The organism is Phenylobacterium sp., assembly GCF_022402485.1.
GTDB lineage: Bacteria > Pseudomonadota > Alphaproteobacteria > Caulobacterales > Caulobacteraceae > Phenylobacterium.
This window is the reverse complement of the sequence record NZ_JAKRSA010000009.1, coordinates 115,530-131,159: the sequence shown is the minus strand read 5'-3', so window position 1 is coordinate 131,159 and position 15,630 is coordinate 115,530. Positions and strand designations below refer to the sequence as shown.

Sequence of the window (15,630 nt, the reverse complement as noted above, 5' to 3'; positions counted from 1 at the left end):
CCATGGACATCATCCCCGCGCCTTCCCCCAACTTCAACGAACGGGCCGGACCGCCCGACATCCTCCTGTTGCACTATACGGGGATGGAAAGCGGCGAGGCTGCCATCGCCCGCCTGCGCGATCCCGAGGCCAAGGTCAGCTCCCACTATGTGGTGGAAGAGGACGGCCGGATCTTCACCCTGGTGGCCGAGGAGCGGCGCGCCTGGCACGCCGGCGTGTCGTTCTGGAAGGGCGAGCGCGACATCAATGGCCGCTCCATCGGCATCGAGATCGTCAATCCCGGCCATGAGTTCGGCTACCGACCCTTTCCCGACGTCCAGATCGCCGCTGTCATTGCGCTGGCCACCGATATCCGCAGCCGCTGGATGATTGCTGACGGCGATATCATCGGCCATTCGGACGTGGCTCCGTCCCGCAAGATCGACCCGGGCGAGCTGTTCCCCTGGAAGACCCTGGCCGAGGCTGGCCATGGGCTTTGGGTGGAGCCTGACCCCGCCCCCGGCGCTCCCCTGGGGGAGGGCGCAGAAGGGGCCGGCGTCTTTGCCTTCCAGGCCGGCCTCACGCGGCTGGGCTATGAGTGTCCACCGTCCGGTCAGTTTGATGCGGCGACCACCACTGTGGTCAGCGCGTTCCAGCGCCACTGGCGACCCCACCAGGTGGACGGGATCGCCGATGGCGAGACCCGAGCCCGACTGATCGGTCTACTTCGGGCCCAGGCCTGATGCATCCGGCCCCGCCCTTTCGGGTGACGGACGTCGAGGCGATCAGGACGCATCTGGCCGACTATCCCTTGATGGGGATTTTCGCCGCGGGCGAGGCGGGTCTCCTGGTGGCGCACGCCCCAGTCATCCTACGGCAGGACGGGGAGGTGGTGGTTCTGGAGTTCCACCTGTCGCGCAACAACGCCCTGACGGCCGCCTTCGCCCGAGGCGGCGCGGCCCTGGCTGTCTCCCAGGGACCCGACGCCTATGTGAGCCCGGACTGGTACGAAATCCCCGATCAGGTTCCCACCTGGAACTACCTCACGGTCGAGGCCGAGGGGCAGGTGACGCCGATCGGCGAGGATGGGCTCATCCAGCTGCTGGACGACCTGTCGACGCAGGCGGAGGCCAGGCTTGCGCCCAAGCCACCCTGGACCCGCCACAAGATGTCGCCGGGTCGGTTTGAGGCCATGCTGGCCGGTATCACAGGCTTCCGACTGCGGCCCCACCGCCTGGAGGCGACCTTCAAGCTCTCGCAGAACAAGTCCCCTGAGGTGCGGGCTCGGGTCGCCGCTGCGCTTGGCGATCATCCCATGGCCCGCGCCATGGGACCGGGTGCCTCTGACGTACACCCTTGACCGCAGGTTCCCCTGCGCCCACTGATCACGGCGGATCAGACGGCTGGGCGGCCGCGGCCGCCTTGGCGGTCGAGGAAAGTCCGGGCTCCACGACGACATGGCGGCGGGTAACGCCCGCCGGGGGCGACCCCAGGGATAGCGCCACAGAAAGCAAACCGCCTCTCCATGAGGGGTAAGGGTGAAAGGGTGCGGTAAGAGCGCACCGCGTTGGCGGCGACGTCGACGGCACGGCAAGCCCCGCCAGGAGCAAGACCGAATAGGGATTCCGCGCCGGCGCAAGTCGGTAGGGCCGTCGTTGGCCTGAGGCGTCCGGGTTGGTCGCGAGAACCGTCCCGCAAGGGACGGTCCAGAGGAATGGTCGCCGCACCTGGTGCCAGGGTTCGCCCTGACTCCCGGTGGCACAGAACCCGGCTTATAGGCCGTCTGATCCGCCACCCCTGGTCAACCGCAGCCCCGCAGGAGTTTCAATCCCCACTATACTTAACATGTTCCATGTATGTTCTGTAGAGTGTTGACGCGTGTTAACCATAAACCTGCCGCGACAGCTTTGATTTCTGGGGATTCCATCACTCAGAGTCATTGCGACCCAATCCATCCCATGTTAACCCAATTCCTGTTCGCTGCGGGCTGGCGGACTCCGTCGGGGTACCGGCGGGATCAATGGGCGGGACCTCTCGGGGTCTAGGGGAGAGGGCGTCGGGCGCGAATGTTTGTCTCGACCTTCGAGAAGCAGTTGGACGCCAAGCGCCGCCTCGTGGTGCCGCAGGAGTTCCGCGCCCTCGTGTCGGGCCCCTTCGACGGCGTTGTCTGCTTTCCCTCCATTGAGGCCGATTGCATCGAAGGCGGCGGCCAGGCCCTGTTCGACCGATATCGGGGCGTGATCGACGAGCTTGAGTTCGGTGACGCCTTGCGCTCGGCGCTGGAGGTTTCGGTCCTGGGCGGCATGGCGCGCCTGTCCTTTGACACCGCCGGTCGGGTTACCTTGCCAGAAACCCTGTGCGACCTGTTCGGCCTCAGCGACTGGGTGGTCATCGTCGGCCTCGGCGACCGGTTCCAGATCTGGGAGCGGGAAGCCTTCCAGGCCCATCGTGCCGCCCAGCGTGAACTGGCCCGCGAGGGCCTGGCCAAGATGCGCGCCGACCAACGCGCGGCGCGTCTGGGGGCTGCGTCATGAGTGCGCCCCATCTTCCCGTGCTGCTGGCTGAGGTGATCGAGGCCCTGGCCATCGCCCCTGGGGATGTGGTTGTCGATGGCACCTTTGGGGCCGGGGGCTACAGTCGCGCCTTTCTGGCGGCGGGCGCCAAGATCACGGCCTTTGACCGTGATCCCACGGCCGCACGGTTCGCCGCCGACCTGTCGTCAGACACCTTCACACTTGTCTGCGCCCGGTTTTCGGACATGGACGACGTCTTGGGGGCGGGGGCCGCTGATGGCGTGGCCCTGGATCTGGGCGTGTCCTCCATGCAGCTGGACGAGGCAGAGCGCGGCTTTTCATTTCTACGCGACGGCCCCCTGGACATGCGCATGGGCGACCAGGGGGAGACCGCCGCCGACCTGGTCAACACCGCCGAGCCTGAGGATCTGGCCCGTATCCTCTGGGTCTATGGCGAGGAAAAGAAGTCCCGTCGGATCGCCGGTGCCATCGCCCGCCGCCGGGTCCAACAGCCCTTCAGCCGCACGGCGGAGCTGGCGGATTTCATCGAGGCTGTTTTGGGCGGACGCCAGGGTGCCAAATCCCATCCGGCCACCCGGTCCTTCCAGGCCCTGCGCATCGCGGTCAATGATGAGCTGGCCGAGCTTGAGGCCGGGCTCATTGCCGCCGAGCGGGTCTTGAAACCCGGCGGGCGACTGGCAGTGGTCACGTTCCATTCCCTGGAAGACCGGATCGTAAAGGCCTTTCTCGCCGAACGCGCCGGGCGCACGCCCGCAGGGTCACGTCATCTGCCGCCGGTGGAAGATACCCGGGCACCGAGCTTCACCCTGTCCTTCAATGGCGCGCGCACATCGGGCCAGGTCGAACTGGACGCCAATCCCCGAGCGCGGTCGGCCAAGCTCCGGGCGGCCGTCCGCACCGAGGCCCCGATCTGGAAGGCTGCGGCATGAGCCTCCTGAGCCATCGTGTCCGTGGGTTCCGGCTGGTGGATGTCATCGCCCTGGGGTTGCTCGTCCTCCTGATCATGAGCGTCTATCTCGCCAAGACCATGGCCGGGCGGGAGCGGGCAGAGATCGCCTCAGTGGAGCGCCTCATCGCCGCAGAGCGCGCCCAGATCCGTTTGCTGCAGGCCGAAGTGGCCCACCTGGAACAGCCGTCGCGGATCGAGCGGCTGTCCAGCGCCTATCTCGACATGGGACCGGTGGCGGTGACGCAGGAGGCCACGCCTGAGGCCCTGGCTCAGCTCAGCCTGCCTGCCGCCGCCCGCGCCAAGCCCGCGCCCGCCCCTGAGGCTGCCCCATGAGCCTGATGGGCCTTGTCACCCGGCGGTTCCCCTTTGGCCTGCGCTGGCTGGGGGCCTCGTTCTGGCGACTGGAGCATGCCTTTGAGCGCGCCCGTGCCGCCGGCCGAGTGGAGGATGACGCCCGGATCAGGATCTTCGTGGTCATGCTCTGCTTTGGGTTGGGCTTCGGGGTCCTGGCCATCGGAGCCACCCAGGCGGCTCTGTTCTCGGGTGCTGCGCGCCACGCGGTTACTGGCTGGACGCCGCCCCAGGCCAGGGCCGACCTTGTGGATCGAGAGGGGCGGCTGCTGGCGGCGGATCTTCTGCACTTTGGGCTGTATGTCGATCCGGCTGAGGTCTGGGACCTGGAGGCGACCCGTGTAGCCCTGGCCCGCGCCTTGCCTGAGGTCGACGCCGAGCGGCTGGAGCGTGCCCTGTCCGGCGAGCGACGCACGTTTCTGGTGGGCGGGATGACCCCGGTCGAGAAGGCCGCCCTTCATCGTCTCGGTCTGCCGGGCATCTCATTCGAACCTGAACAACAGCGGGTCTATCCGCTGAACCATACGGCCTCGCATCTCATTGGTTTCGCCGACACCGGTGGCCAGGGCCTGGCGGGCGCTGAGCTGGCTCTGAATGACGACATCAGATCCTTGGCTGGGGGTGGCGGCGAAGTGGCCCTGTCCATCGATCTGCGTGTCCAGGGTGCCCTCGAGGACGAGCTTCGCAAGGCCGCTCAGGCCTATGGGCCCAAGGGTGCCGTGGGCATTGTCGCCCATGTGCACACCGGAGAGATTCTGGGCCTGGCCAGCTATCCAGACTTCGACCCCAACGAGGCCAGCGCAGCCACCGCTGACCAGCGTCTCAATCGCGCGGCGTCTTCGGTGTTCGAGATGGGGTCCACCTTCAAGGCCTTCACCGTCGCCATCGGCCTCGATACCGGCGTGGCGACCATGGCCTCGACCTTCGATGCCCGTGAACCCTACCAGCTGGGCTATCGGAAAATCAGCGACTTCCATGCTTCCCGCAAGGTCTTGAGCCTGGTGGAGGTGTTCCAGCACTCCTCCAATATTGGCACGGCTCGGCTGGCCGTAGGCGTCGGGCCGGAACGTCTGAGCCGCTATTTCACCGACCTGGGCCTGACCACCGCCGCAGCCGTCGAGCTGAAGGAATCTGCCTCGCCCCTGACCCCCAAGGTGTGGAATCAGGACGCTGTGGCCTCCACATCCTTCGGACACGGCATGAATGTCTCTCCCCTGGCGCTCACCCGGGCCATGTTGCCCCTGCTGAACGGTGGAAAGATGATCCCCCTTACTGTCCGCCGTCAGGCACCGGGCTACCGGCCTGAGGGCAAGCAGGTCCTGTCTGAAACCACCTCGGCGCAGATGCTGCAGATCATGCGCGCCAATGTCACTGGCGGCAGCGGCGGGAAGGCCGATGCGGCGGGCTTAAGCGTCGGCGGCAAGACCGGCACGGGCGAAAAGTACGATCCGGCCATTCGCCGCTACAATGACAAGCGTCAGGTCTCGTCCTTTGCCGCGGTCTTCCCCTCGGATGGCCCCCTGGAGAATGACCGCTATTTCGTATTGATCCTGCTGGATGAGCCCCATGGCTCGCCGGAGACCTTCGGCTATTCCACCGGCGGCTGGGTCGCTGCCCCCGCCACGGGGGCCCTGATTTCACGGATTGCGCCGTTCCTGGGCATTTCCCGGCACATCGGTCCGCTGGAGCATCAGCCCCGGTTGGCTTCGGCTCCCACGATCCTTGCGGAGGCCCGTTGATGCCCCGGCTCTCCACCCTGATCGCCCAGGACCTGCCTCAGGATCCCGATATTACCGGTGTCACCGCCGACAGCCGCAAGGTCAGGCCAGGCTTCCTGTTCGCCGCCCTGCCAGGGTCCCTGGCGGATGGTTCAGCCTATGCGGCCCAGGCGGTCAGCGCTGGCGCCGCTGCGGTGATTGCGCCACATCCCTTGCAGGATCTGGGGGTGCCCGTGGTCGCCACGGCTGATCCCCGTCGGGCCTATGCTCTGGCCGGCGCCGCCTTCTGGGGGGCCCAGCCCCCGGTCTGCGTGGCAGTCACCGGCACCAACGGCAAGACCTCGGTGGCCACCTTCTGCCGGCAGATCTTTGCCAGCGCCGGGCGCCGTGCCGCCAGCATGGGCACCCTCGGCGTGCTGGCCACGGGGCCTGACCTGGACGAGCAGCTGACGCCGCCGGGCCTCACCACGCCGGATGCCGGCGACCTGGCCGAACTGCTGGCGCGTTTGGCCCGCCTCGGGGTCACGCACCTGGCCCTGGAGGCGTCCTCCCATGGGATCGATCAGCGCCGCCTGGACGGCGTACGGCTGAAGGCAGCGGGCTTTCTCAATCTGACCCAGGATCACCTGGACTACCATGGCGACATGGACACCTACCGGGCCGCCAAGCTGCGCCTGTTTGAGACCTTGCTGCCCCGGGGCGGCGTGGCGGTGCTCAATGCCGACTCTGACAACTTCGGCCCCTTCGCTGCCGCTGCGATCCAGGCGGGCCAGGCGATCCTGTCGGTGGGAGAGGCTGGCCAGAGCCTGCGGCTGAACCGGCGGGAGCTGTTGCCGGACGGTCAGCGCATGAGCCTGTCCTATGATGGCCGGACCTTTGACCTCCGACTGCCCCTGGCCGGCGCCTTCCAGGCTGCCAATGCCCTGGCGGCTGCAGGTCTTTGCCTGGCCGCCGGTGAGAGTATCGAAACGGTGCTGGCGGCTCTGGAGCGGCTGCAGGGGGCCCCTGGTCGTATGCAGCGTGTGGGGTCTGGCCCCCGGGGCGGTGAGGCCTATGTGGACTATGCCCACACTCCCGATGGCCTCAGGACAGCCCTTTCTGCGCTTCGGCCCCATACCCGTGGCCGGCTGATCGTGGTGTTCGGGGCCGGCGGCGATCGGGACGCCACCAAGCGTCCCCTGATGGGGGCGGCGGCGGCGGAACTGGCCGATGTCGCCATTGTCACCGACGACAATCCCCGCAGTGAAGATCCAGCAGCCATCCGGGCGCAGGTTCGGGCTGGCGCGCCACAGGCCCAGGATATTGGCGACCGACGGGCGGCCATCGCCGCGGCTGTGGCCCTCCTGCGCGAGGGCGACGTGCTGGTGGTGGCCGGCAAGGGCCATGAGCAGGGCCAGACGATCGCGGGCGTCGTCCATCCCTTCGATGACGTGGCGGTGACCGCTAAGGCCCTGGAGGGTGTCCATGTCTGAGCCCCTCTGGACCGCGAACGAGATCGCCCAGGCCGTCGGTGGCGAGGTCATCGGTGGCAACTTCTCCGTCAGCGGCCTGTCCATCGACAGCCGCTCGGTGGAACCTGGTGACCTGTTCATCGCCCTGGCTGGCGTCCGCGATGGTCATGAGTTCATTCCCCAGGCCATGGGACAGGGTGCCGCTGGTGCCTTGGTGTCGCAATCACAGGATGGTCCGGCCGTCCTGGTTCCGGACACGTTCAAGGCCCTGGAGGCCCTGGGGGTGGCCGCCCGCATCCGCGCAGCCCAGACCCGCCGGGGTGCGGTCACCGGGTCGGTAGGTAAGACCAGTGTCACCCAGGCCGTACGGGCGGGGCTCGCCCTGGCCGGCAAGGCCCATTCGTCGGTGAAGTCCTATAACAACCACATCGGCGTGCCGCTGACCCTGGCGCGGATGCCCCGGGACACCGAACGTGCGGTGTTCGAGATTGGGATGAACCACGCCGACGAGATCACGCCGCTGTCACAGATGGTCGCGCCCCATGCGGCCCTGATCACCACCGTCGGGCCGGTCCATGTGGAGAACTTTCCTGACGGCGAGGCCGGGGTGGCCAAGGCCAAGGCCGAGATCCTTGATGGCCTGGAGCCTGGTGGCGTGGCGATCCTGAACGCCGACAATGTCTGGTTCGACCCGTTGCAGACCGCCGCCCGCCGGGTGGGGGCGCAGGTGGTGACCTTCGGGACAGGCGAGGGGGCCGATGTCCGGCTGCTCGGCTTCAATCCGGGGCCAGGCCAGGCGATGGTCAAGGCCCGTCTGCATGGCCAGACCCTGGACTTCCCCATTCTTCAGACGGGCTTTCACTGGGGCCTGAACAGCATGGCCGTCCTGGCGATGCTGCATGCCCTGGATGTGACCCTGGAGGACAGCCTCACTGCCCTGGGAGCCTTTGAGCCCCTGGCGGGACGTGGCGCTGAGCGCCAGGTCTCTTTGGCTGGTGGCGACTTCACTCTGATCGACGAAAGCTACAACGCCAATCCGATCTCCATGGCCGCCGCAATTTCAAGCCTTGGGGCCCGGAAGACGCAGGGGCGACGGATCGTCGCGCTGACGGACATGCTGGAGCTCGGGGGCGAGGCGGAGGCCTTCCACCGCGCCCTGGCTGAACCGCTGGAGGCGGCCAAGGTGGATCTGGTCTTCTGCGCCGGGCCGCTGATGAAATCCCTCTGGGACGCCCTTCCTTCGACTCGTCGGGGCGGCTACGCCGAAAGCGCAGCTCAGATTGGGCCGCAGGTCGCCCAGGCCGTAGAGCCTGGCGATGTGGTGATGGTGAAGGGGTCGAACGGCTCCCGATCCGGGGTGGTCGCGGCCGCCCTGGTTGAGGCGGGACGTTCGTATGGGGAGCGGGGCTAATGTTCTATTGGCTCTATACGCAGTTGGCGGCGGACGGACACGTCCCCTTTCTCAACCTGCTGAAATATCTGACATTCCGGACGGGAATGGCTCTGTTTACCGCCCAGCTGGTGGTGATCCTGATGGGGTCGCGCTTCATCCGCTGGATGCAGGCCAAGCAGGGCAAGGGTCAGCCGATCCGGGCTGACGGCATTGAACGTCACATCGTTGAAAAGGCCGGGACCCCGACCATGGGCGGGGTGATGATCCTCGCCGGCCTGATCGTCGGCACCCTGCTCTGGGCCGACCTGTCCAACGTCTATGTCTGGGTCGTGCTGTTCGTCACTGCCAGCTATGGCGTGCTGGGCTTTACCGACGACTACGCCAAGGTCACCAAGCAGAGCACCGCCGGGGTTTCCAGTCGGGTCCGCCTGATCCTGGAGCTGGCCGTGGCCCTGGCGGCCGTGGCCATTCTGATCATCTATGGCGCACGCACAGCCGAGTCGCCGGACCTGAACACCTCACTGGCCTTCCCGATCTTCAAGCACTTCCTGCTGGATCTGGGCTGGTTCTATCTGGTGTTCGGCGCGCTGGTGATCGTAGGTGCCGCCAATGCGGTGAACTTCACCGACGGCCTCGATGGCCTGGCCACCGTGCCGGTGATGATCGCCGCAGCCGCCTTTGGGCTCATTGCCTATCTGGTCGGCAACTACCTGTTCGCCAACTATCTCCAGCTCCACTTCGTGCCCGGGGTGGGCGAGGTGGCGGTGTTCTGCGGCGCCATCATCGGGGCAGGGCTGGGCTTCCTCTGGTACAATGCGCCCCCCGCAAAGATCTTCATGGGCGACACCGGTTCCCTCGCCCTGGGGGGTGCCCTCGGTACCGTGGCGGTGGCCACCAAGCATGAGATCGTCCTGGCCATTGTCGGCGGGCTTTTCGTGCTCGAGACCCTTTCGGTGATGATCCAGGTGGTGTCGTTCAAGCTCACCGGCAAGCGCGTATTCCGCATGGCACCGATCCACCACCACTTCGAAAAGCTCGGCTGGTCTGAATCCACTGTGGTGATCCGGTTCTGGATCGTGGCGGTGATGCTTGCCCTGCTGGGTCTTGCGACCCTGAAGCTGCGATAGAGAGGCCAGAGCAGACCCATGATCCCGGTCCGTGGTTTCGAAGGCAAGACGGTGGCGGTGTTTGGCCTCGCCCGCACTGGGCTTGCCGCTGCCCGCGCCCTACAGGCCGGCGGCGCGAACCTGGCGCTCTGGGATGATCGCCCGGCAGCCCGGGAAGCGGCCATCGCCGAGGGTTTTGAACTCACTGACCTTACATCTGCCGACTGGTGGAGCTTTGCGGCCCTGCTGTTGTCACCCGGGGTTCCTCTGACCCACCCCGCGCCGCACTGGACCGTCGAGCGCGCCAAGGCAGCGGGGGTAGAGGTCCTCGGGGATATCGAGCTCTTCGCCCGGGCTGTGAATGCCGCCCCTGAACACAAGCGGCCCAAGGTGGTCGCCATCACCGGGACCAACGGCAAGTCCACCACCACCGCCCTCATCGCCCACATCTGCTCCAGCGCCGGCCGCGACACCCGCATCGGGGGGAATATAGGCTACGGTGTCCTGGGCCTGGACGATATGCATGGGGGGGCGGTCTATGTGCTGGAGATCTCCTCCTACCAGCTGGACCTCACCTCCAGCCTGAAGCCCGACGTCTCGATCCTCTTGAACATCTCCCCCGACCATCTGGATCGCCATGGGGGTATGGAGGGCTATGTGGCGGCCAAGCGGCGGGTGCTGCTGAACCAGGGCAAGGGCGACACCGCCGTCATTGGCGTCGATGACCCCTACGGCCAGCGGATCTGCACTGAGGTGGTGGCCGCCAATCGCCGGACCATCGTGCCGATCTCCGCCTCCAAGGCGATTGGGCGGGGGGTCTATGTCCTGCAGGGCCTGCTCTATGACGCCACCGGGGAGCGGGCGGTGGAGATCGCCGATCTCCTTCGGGCCAAGTCTCTGCCGGGCCGCCACAACTGGCAGAACGCAGCAGCGGCCTACAGTGCCGCCCGCGGGCTTGGCCTCACGCCGGAAGAAGCCGCTGAGGGTCTGATGACCTTTCCGGGGCTCGCCCATCGGATGGAGACGGTCGGCCAGGTGGGTCGGGTCCGCTTCGTCAATGACTCCAAGGCCACCAATGCGGACGCCGCCCGCCAGGCCATGTCCAGCTATCCCAAATTCTACTGGATCGCCGGTGGACAGGCGAAAACGCGCGGCATTGAGAGCCTGAACGACCTCTTTCCCCGGATTGAGAAGGCCTATCTGATCGGTGAGGCCGCGCCGGCCTTCGCTGAGGTTCTGGAGGGTGCTGCGCCGGTGGCCCAATGCGGCGATCTGGAGCGCGCGGTCCAGCAGGCCTATGCCGACGCTGCGGCCACAGGGCAGGACGCCGTGGTGCTGCTGTCGCCAGCCTGCGCCTCCTTTGACCAGTTCGCCGACTTCGAAGCCCGGGGTGAGGCCTTCCGGGCTGCGGTCCTTGGCCTCGACGCGCCGGTCCAGCAGGGCGCGCGGGCGTGAGCGCGGCCGACCCCGTGGCCCGGTCAAACCAGGCCCATGCCTTTGCCCGCAGCGACCGCTCGCCGCTTGGGGTCTGGTGGTGGACCATCGACCGCTGGCTGCTGGGTGCCGTCGCCCTTCTGATTGGCCTTGGGATCCTGTTGTCCTTCGCCGCCAGCCCGGCGGCAGCGGCGCGGATGAATGTGGGCGATCCCTTCCACTTCGCCATTCGTCAGTGTGTCTTCGCCATCATGGGCACCGGCGTCATGCTCGGGGTCTCCATGCTGGACATCCGCTGGGTGCGACGGGCCGCCTTCTTCATTTTCCTCGGCGCGATCCTCCTGATGATCGCCCTGCCGTTCCTGGGGCATAACGCCAAGGGCGCGACCCGCTGGATTCAGTTCGCAGGTTTCACCCTGCAGCCCTCTGAGTTCATGAAGCCGGCCCTGATCATCCTGGTGGCCTGGATGTTCTCCGAGGGCCAGAAGGGGCAAGGGGTGCCCGGCGTCAGTATCGCCTTTGGCCTCTATGTCCTGGCGGTGGGTCTGCTGCTGATGCAACCCGACCTCGGGCAGACCGTGCTGATCACCATCGCCTTCGGCGCCGCCTTCTGGATGGCGGGCGTGCCCCTGTCTTGGGTGATGCTGCTGGCCGCCACAGCACTTTGTGGCCTGTTCGCCACCTATTTCGTCTTTCCCCATGTGGCCGACCGGGTGAACCGCTTCTTCCGGCCCGAAGCCGCCGACACCCATCAGGTGGACCGGGCCGCTGAGGCCATCGCGGCCGGCGGCCTGTTTGGCCGTGGGCCAGGGGAGGGGGTCATGAAGCGTCACGTCCCCGACCTGCACAACGACTTCATCTATTCGGTGGCGGCCGAGGAGTACGGACTGGTGTTCAGCCTGATCGTCATCAGCCTGTTCGCCCTGATCGTCATCCGCGGCCTGCATCGCGCCATGAAACTCTCCAACACCTTCGAGCAGGTGGCCGCCGCCGGGCTCTTCGTGCTGGTGGGTCAGCAGGCGATCATCAACATCGCGGTGAACCTCAACCTGATCCCCACCAAGGGCATGACCCTGCCCTTCATCTCCTATGGGGGATCGTCCCTGATCGCATCTGGCCTCACCCTTGGCCTGGCCTTGGCCCTGACCCGACGCCGGCCCGGGGCCTATGCCCCTGCCGAGGGGCTCGCCAAGGCCGGCGCCTTCGCCTAAACGAGCCCTTATGCGTAAGCTCGCCGTGGTTGCCGCCGGGGGAACCGGAGGCCATCTTTTTCCCGCCCAGGCGCTCGCTGAGACACTGATCGCCCGTGGCTGGCGCGTGGCGCTGGCCTCTGATGAGCGGGTCGCGGCGTTTGCCGAGAGCTTCCCCGCCGAGGAGCGCATCGGCCTGTCGGCCAGCACCTTCCGGTCCGGCGACCCCATCGGCATGGCCAAGGCCGGCCTCGCCATCTTCCAGGGGGTGATGCAGGCCCGCGCGGCGTTCAAGCGCCTGGACCCGGCCGTGGTCGTGGGCTTTGGCGGCTACCCTTCGGTTCCCGGCCTGCTGGCGGCCATCACCCAGGGCCGGCCGACGGTCATCCACGAGCAGAACGCGGTCATGGGCCGGGCCAACCGGCGCCTGGCCAGCCACGTGACCGCCGTGGCCTGCGCCTTTCCCAGTCTGCAGAAGGCCCCGCCCAAGGCCGCCGCCAAGGCCGTGGTGGTGGGCAATCCGGTCCGCCAGGAGATCCGCGACCTGGCCGACAAACCCTATCTGCCCCCTGAAGATGGCGGCACCCTGCGCCTCTTGATCACCGGCGGCAGTCAGGGCGCGCGGCTTCTGTCGGAGCTGATGCCCGAGGCCATCCTCGCCCTGCCAGAGCATCTGCGGGTCCGCCTGCGGGTCCAGCAGCAGACCCGCAAGGAGTCCATGGACATTGCCCGGCGCACCTATGCCGACGCCATGGTCGAGGCCGAGATCGCGCCATTCTTCCGCGACATGGCCACCCGCCTGCGTCAGTCCCATCTGGTGGTTGGCCGCTCCGGGGCCGGCACCGTGTGCGAGTTCGCCATCGCCGGTCGGCCCTCTATCCTGGTGCCCCTGGCCGTCGCCCTGGATGATGATCAGGGCCAGAACGCCCAGGTGATGGTCGAGGCCGGCGGCGCGGTGATTGCCCGGGAGAACCAGCTCACCGTGGAGTCCATGGCCTCGGCCCTGGAAAAACTGCTGACCAATCCCAACCGGCTGGCGCGCATGTCCGCCGGTGCCCGCTCCATCGCCCGCCCGGACGCCGCCGAACGGCTGGCCGACCTGGTCGAACAGACCGCCAGATAAGGGCCGCTCGGCCCGCTCCCCTCCAGCCACAGGCCCCGTCGCCCATGAACCGCCGCCGCCCCGTCCCCTTCGAGCTTGGTCCCGTGCACTTCATCGGGATCGGCGGCATCGGCATGAGCGGCATCGCCGAGATCATGCTGCGCATCGGCTATACGGTGCAGGGCTCGGACTCCAAGGCCAGCGCCAATACTGAACGCCTGGAAAAACTCGGCGCGAAGATCTTCATCGGCCATGAGGCCGCCCAAGTCGAAGGTGCCTCGGCGATCGTCTATTCCACCGCCGTCAAGCCGGACAATCCCGAGATGCAGGCCGCCCGGGAACGGCGCCTGCCGCTGGTTCGCCGGGCCGAGATGCTGGCCGAGCTGATGCGCCTGCAGTTCTCCATCGCCGTGGGCGGCACCCACGGCAAGACCACCACCACCTCGATGATCGCATCCCTGCTGGACGCCGGCGGCCTTGATCCCACCGTGGTCAATGGCGGGATCATCAACGCCTATGGCACCAACGCCAAGGTGGGCGAGGGCGACTGGATCGTCGTCGAGGCCGATGAGAGCGACGGCACCTTCCTGAAGCTGAAGTCGACGGTCGCCGTGGTCACCAATATCGACCCCGAGCACCTGGACCACTACGGCGACTTCGAGGCGGTCAAGAAGGCCTTTCAGGACTTTGTCGAGAACATCCCCTTCTACGGCTTTGCGGCGGTCTGCACCGACCATCCCGAAGTCCTGGCCCTGACCTCCCGGGTCGAGAACCGTCGGATGGTGACCTACGGGGTCAACCCCCAGGCCGAGGTCCGGGCCGAGAAGATCTCCATGGGCCCCGACGGTGCCCGCTTCGATGTGGTGATCCGCCCGCTACAGGGGGAGCCCTTGCGGATGGAGAACCTGCACATGCCCATGGCGGGCATGCACAATGTGCTGAACGCCTTGGCCGCCGTCGCTGTGGCTCGAGAGCTATCGGTGGGGCCAGAGGCCATCGCTGCAGGCCTCACCGGCTTTGGCGGGGTCAAGCGCCGCTTCACCACCACCGGAACCTCGGGCGGCGTGCGGGTCATCGACGACTATGGCCACCATCCCGTGGAGATCAGCTCGGTCATGAAGGCCGCCCGGGCGGTCACCGAGGGCCGGGTCGTGGCGGTGGTCCAACCGCACCGCTATTCGCGGCTGAAGGACCTGTTCGAGGACTTCTGCGCCTGTTTCAGCGACGCCGACGTGGTGATCGTCGCTGACATCTATGCCGCGGGCGAAGCCCCCCTGGAAGGCGCCAGCCGCGAAGCCCTGGTGGACGGCCTGCGCCGCTATGGCCACCGCCGCGCCCTGCCGCTGTCGGGCCCTGAGGACCTGGCCCGGCTGGTGCTGCAGGAAACCCAGGACGGCGATCTGGTGGTCTGCCTGGGGGCCGGCGACATTACGACCTGGGCCTATGCCCTGCCTGGCGAGCTGGACGCCCTGCGCAGCGCCGCCCCATGAGCTGGCGCGAGGCCCTGCCGGCGGTCCGCGGCCGTCTGCTGAAGGACGAGCCGCTCTCGCCCTTCACCTGGTTCCGGGTGGGCGGGGCCGCTGACCTGCTCTTCCTGCCGGCTGACGCCGAGGATCTGGCCGACTTCCTGCGGGGCCTCGATCCGGCCGTCCCCGTCACGGTGCTGGGCGTCGGCTCCAACGTCATCATCCGCGACGGCGGGATCGAGGGCGTCGTCGTCCGTCTGGCCGGCAAGGCCTTTGGTCAGGTGACGACCGAGGGCCTGCGGGTCACCGCCGGCGCCGCGGCCCTGGACGCCATGGTCGCCCGCGCCGCCGCCAAGGCCGGTATCGCGGGCCTGGAATTCTATGCCGGCATCCCTGGCTCCATCGGCGGCGCCCTGACCATGAACGCCGGCTGCTACGGGGCCGAGACCAAGGACCTGCTGGTCTCTGCCACCGGCATCGATCGCTCAGGCGCCCGGCGGGACTTCACCCTGTCCGACTTCGGCTACACCTATCGCCACAGTCAGGCGCCGGCCGACATCATCTGGATCGAAGCGGTCTATCAGGGCCAGGCCGACGACCCCGCCGCCATCACCGCCCGCATCGACGAGATCACCGCGAGGCGGGAAACCACCCAGCCGATCCGCGAAAAGACCGGCGGCTCCACCTTCAAGAACCCCCCCGGTCACTCGGCCTGGAAGCTGGTCGACGAGGCCGGCTGGCGCGGCAAACCCCACGGCGGGGCCATGTTCTCCCCCCTGCATTCCAACTTCATGATCAACACCGGCGAAGCCACAGCCGCCGACCTGGAAGGCCTGGGCGAAGCAGTCCGCGCCGACGTGGCCCTGAAGCTGGGCGTATCCCTCGACTGGGAAATCAAGCGGATTGGGCGGGCGGGCAAGGGGCTCGGAGGGGGCGGCTGACAACTATGCAGCCCCC

14 protein-coding genes and 1 other RNA gene are annotated in these 15,630 nt (G+C 67.4%); all 15 read left to right on the top strand.

All coding sequences use genetic code 11. The features are described from left to right. Positions 1 to 2 precede the first annotated feature (2 nt). The 15 genes from MH112_RS01865 (at position 3) to murB (ending at position 15,614) form a co-directional block, all read left to right on the top strand. The gene (locus tag MH112_RS01865) at positions 3 to 722 is read left to right on the top strand and encodes an N-acetylmuramoyl-L-alanine amidase (protein ID WP_296563086.1); all 720 of its coding nucleotides are present in this window, start codon (positions 3 to 5) and stop codon (positions 720 to 722) included. Beyond that, a complete protein-coding gene (locus MH112_RS01860) occupies positions 722 to 1,339 on the top strand; it encodes an FMN-binding negative transcriptional regulator (protein ID WP_296563084.1) in 618 nt (205 codons plus the stop codon). Before MH112_RS01865 ends, MH112_RS01860 begins: the two co-directional genes overlap by 1 nt. Before the next feature lie 35 nt (positions 1,340 to 1,374). Then, positions 1,375 to 1,770: RNase P RNA component class A (gene rnpB, locus MH112_RS01855), an RNA gene on the top strand. Positions 1,771 to 2,045: 275 nt separating this feature from the next. Beyond that, positions 2,046 to 2,513 (top strand): division/cell wall cluster transcriptional repressor MraZ, encoded by a 468-nt coding sequence (locus MH112_RS01850; protein WP_296563081.1) that lies wholly within the window; start codon positions 2,046 to 2,048, stop codon positions 2,511 to 2,513. After that, the gene (gene rsmH / locus MH112_RS01845; RefSeq protein ID WP_296563079.1) at positions 2,510 to 3,442 is read left to right on the top strand and encodes a 16S rRNA (cytosine(1402)-N(4))-methyltransferase RsmH; all 933 of its coding nucleotides are present in this window, start codon (positions 2,510 to 2,512) and stop codon (positions 3,440 to 3,442) included. The genes MH112_RS01850 and rsmH overlap by 4 nt, the downstream gene beginning before the upstream one ends. Beyond that, on the top strand, positions 3,439 to 3,795 hold the full coding sequence (locus MH112_RS01840) for a cell division protein (protein WP_296563077.1): 357 nt from the start codon (positions 3,439 to 3,441) through the stop codon (positions 3,793 to 3,795). The genes rsmH and MH112_RS01840 overlap by 4 nt, the downstream gene beginning before the upstream one ends. 5 nt (positions 3,796 to 3,800) lie before the next feature. Then, positions 3,801 to 5,552, top strand: coding sequence for a penicillin-binding protein 2 (locus MH112_RS01835; RefSeq protein WP_365785943.1), 1,752 nt, complete (start codon positions 3,801 to 3,803; stop codon positions 5,550 to 5,552). Beyond that, the gene (locus MH112_RS01830) at positions 5,552 to 7,003 is read left to right on the top strand and encodes a UDP-N-acetylmuramoyl-L-alanyl-D-glutamate--2,6-diaminopimelate ligase (RefSeq protein ID WP_296563074.1); all 1,452 of its coding nucleotides are present in this window, start codon (positions 5,552 to 5,554) and stop codon (positions 7,001 to 7,003) included. The genes MH112_RS01835 and MH112_RS01830 overlap by 1 nt, the downstream gene beginning before the upstream one ends. Beyond that, positions 6,996 to 8,393, top strand: coding sequence for a UDP-N-acetylmuramoyl-tripeptide--D-alanyl-D-alanine ligase (gene murF, locus MH112_RS01825; RefSeq protein ID WP_296563072.1), 1,398 nt, complete (start codon positions 6,996 to 6,998; stop codon positions 8,391 to 8,393). Before MH112_RS01830 ends, murF begins: the two co-directional genes overlap by 8 nt. Then, positions 8,393 to 9,502 (top strand): phospho-N-acetylmuramoyl-pentapeptide-transferase, encoded by a 1,110-nt coding sequence (mraY, locus tag MH112_RS01820; protein WP_296563070.1) that lies wholly within the window; start codon positions 8,393 to 8,395, stop codon positions 9,500 to 9,502. The genes murF and mraY overlap by 1 nt, the downstream gene beginning before the upstream one ends. Before the next feature lie 18 nt (positions 9,503 to 9,520). After that, on the top strand, positions 9,521 to 10,936 hold the full coding sequence (gene murD, locus MH112_RS01815; RefSeq protein ID WP_296563068.1) for a UDP-N-acetylmuramoyl-L-alanine--D-glutamate ligase: 1,416 nt from the start codon (positions 9,521 to 9,523) through the stop codon (positions 10,934 to 10,936). 14 nt (positions 10,937 to 10,950) lie between these two features. Beyond that, on the top strand, positions 10,951 to 12,126 hold the full coding sequence (gene ftsW / locus MH112_RS01810; protein WP_296563282.1) for a putative lipid II flippase FtsW: 1,176 nt from the start codon (positions 10,951 to 10,953) through the stop codon (positions 12,124 to 12,126). A gap of 10 nt (positions 12,127 to 12,136) precedes the next feature. Beyond that, positions 12,137 to 13,228 (top strand): undecaprenyldiphospho-muramoylpentapeptide beta-N-acetylglucosaminyltransferase, encoded by a 1,092-nt coding sequence (gene murG, locus MH112_RS01805; RefSeq protein ID WP_296563066.1) that lies wholly within the window; start codon positions 12,137 to 12,139, stop codon positions 13,226 to 13,228. Between the two features lie 44 nt (positions 13,229 to 13,272). After that, positions 13,273 to 14,697 carry a UDP-N-acetylmuramate--L-alanine ligase gene (murC, locus tag MH112_RS01800; RefSeq protein ID WP_296563065.1) on the top strand — a complete coding sequence of 475 codons (1,425 nt, stop codon included), beginning with the start codon at positions 13,273 to 13,275 and terminating at the stop codon, positions 14,695 to 14,697. Continuing rightward, positions 14,694 to 15,614: a UDP-N-acetylmuramate dehydrogenase gene (gene murB, locus MH112_RS01795; RefSeq protein ID WP_296563064.1), complete on the top strand. Its 921-nt coding sequence runs from the start codon at positions 14,694 to 14,696 to the stop codon at positions 15,612 to 15,614. Before murC ends, murB begins: the two co-directional genes overlap by 4 nt. The last annotated feature ends 16 nt before the right edge of the window (positions 15,615 to 15,630 follow it).

Coding starts and splice junctions, on each gene's coding strand:
- mraY (WP_296563070.1), top strand. CDS start 8,393: ATGTTCTATTGGCTCTATACGCAGTTGGCGGCGGACGGACACGTCCCC.
- rsmH (WP_296563079.1), top strand. CDS start 2,510: ATGAGTGCGCCCCATCTTCCCGTGCTGCTGGCTGAGGTGATCGAGGCC.
- MH112_RS01835 (WP_365785943.1), top strand. CDS start 3,801: ATGGGCCTTGTCACCCGGCGGTTCCCCTTTGGCCTGCGCTGGCTGGGG.
- MH112_RS01830 (WP_296563074.1), top strand. CDS start 5,552: ATGCCCCGGCTCTCCACCCTGATCGCCCAGGACCTGCCTCAGGATCCC.
- MH112_RS01850 (WP_296563081.1), top strand. CDS start 2,046: ATGTTTGTCTCGACCTTCGAGAAGCAGTTGGACGCCAAGCGCCGCCTC.
- murG (WP_296563066.1), top strand. CDS start 12,137: ATGCGTAAGCTCGCCGTGGTTGCCGCCGGGGGAACCGGAGGCCATCTT.
- MH112_RS01860 (WP_296563084.1), top strand. CDS start 722: ATGCATCCGGCCCCGCCCTTTCGGGTGACGGACGTCGAGGCGATCAGG.
- murB (WP_296563064.1), top strand. CDS start 14,694: ATGAGCTGGCGCGAGGCCCTGCCGGCGGTCCGCGGCCGTCTGCTGAAG.
- murC (WP_296563065.1), top strand. CDS start 13,273: ATGAACCGCCGCCGCCCCGTCCCCTTCGAGCTTGGTCCCGTGCACTTC.
- murD (WP_296563068.1), top strand. CDS start 9,521: ATGATCCCGGTCCGTGGTTTCGAAGGCAAGACGGTGGCGGTGTTTGGC.
- MH112_RS01865 (WP_296563086.1), top strand. CDS start 3: ATGGACATCATCCCCGCGCCTTCCCCCAACTTCAACGAACGGGCCGGA.
- MH112_RS01840 (WP_296563077.1), top strand. CDS start 3,439: ATGAGCCTCCTGAGCCATCGTGTCCGTGGGTTCCGGCTGGTGGATGTC.
- murF (WP_296563072.1), top strand. CDS start 6,996: ATGTCTGAGCCCCTCTGGACCGCGAACGAGATCGCCCAGGCCGTCGGT.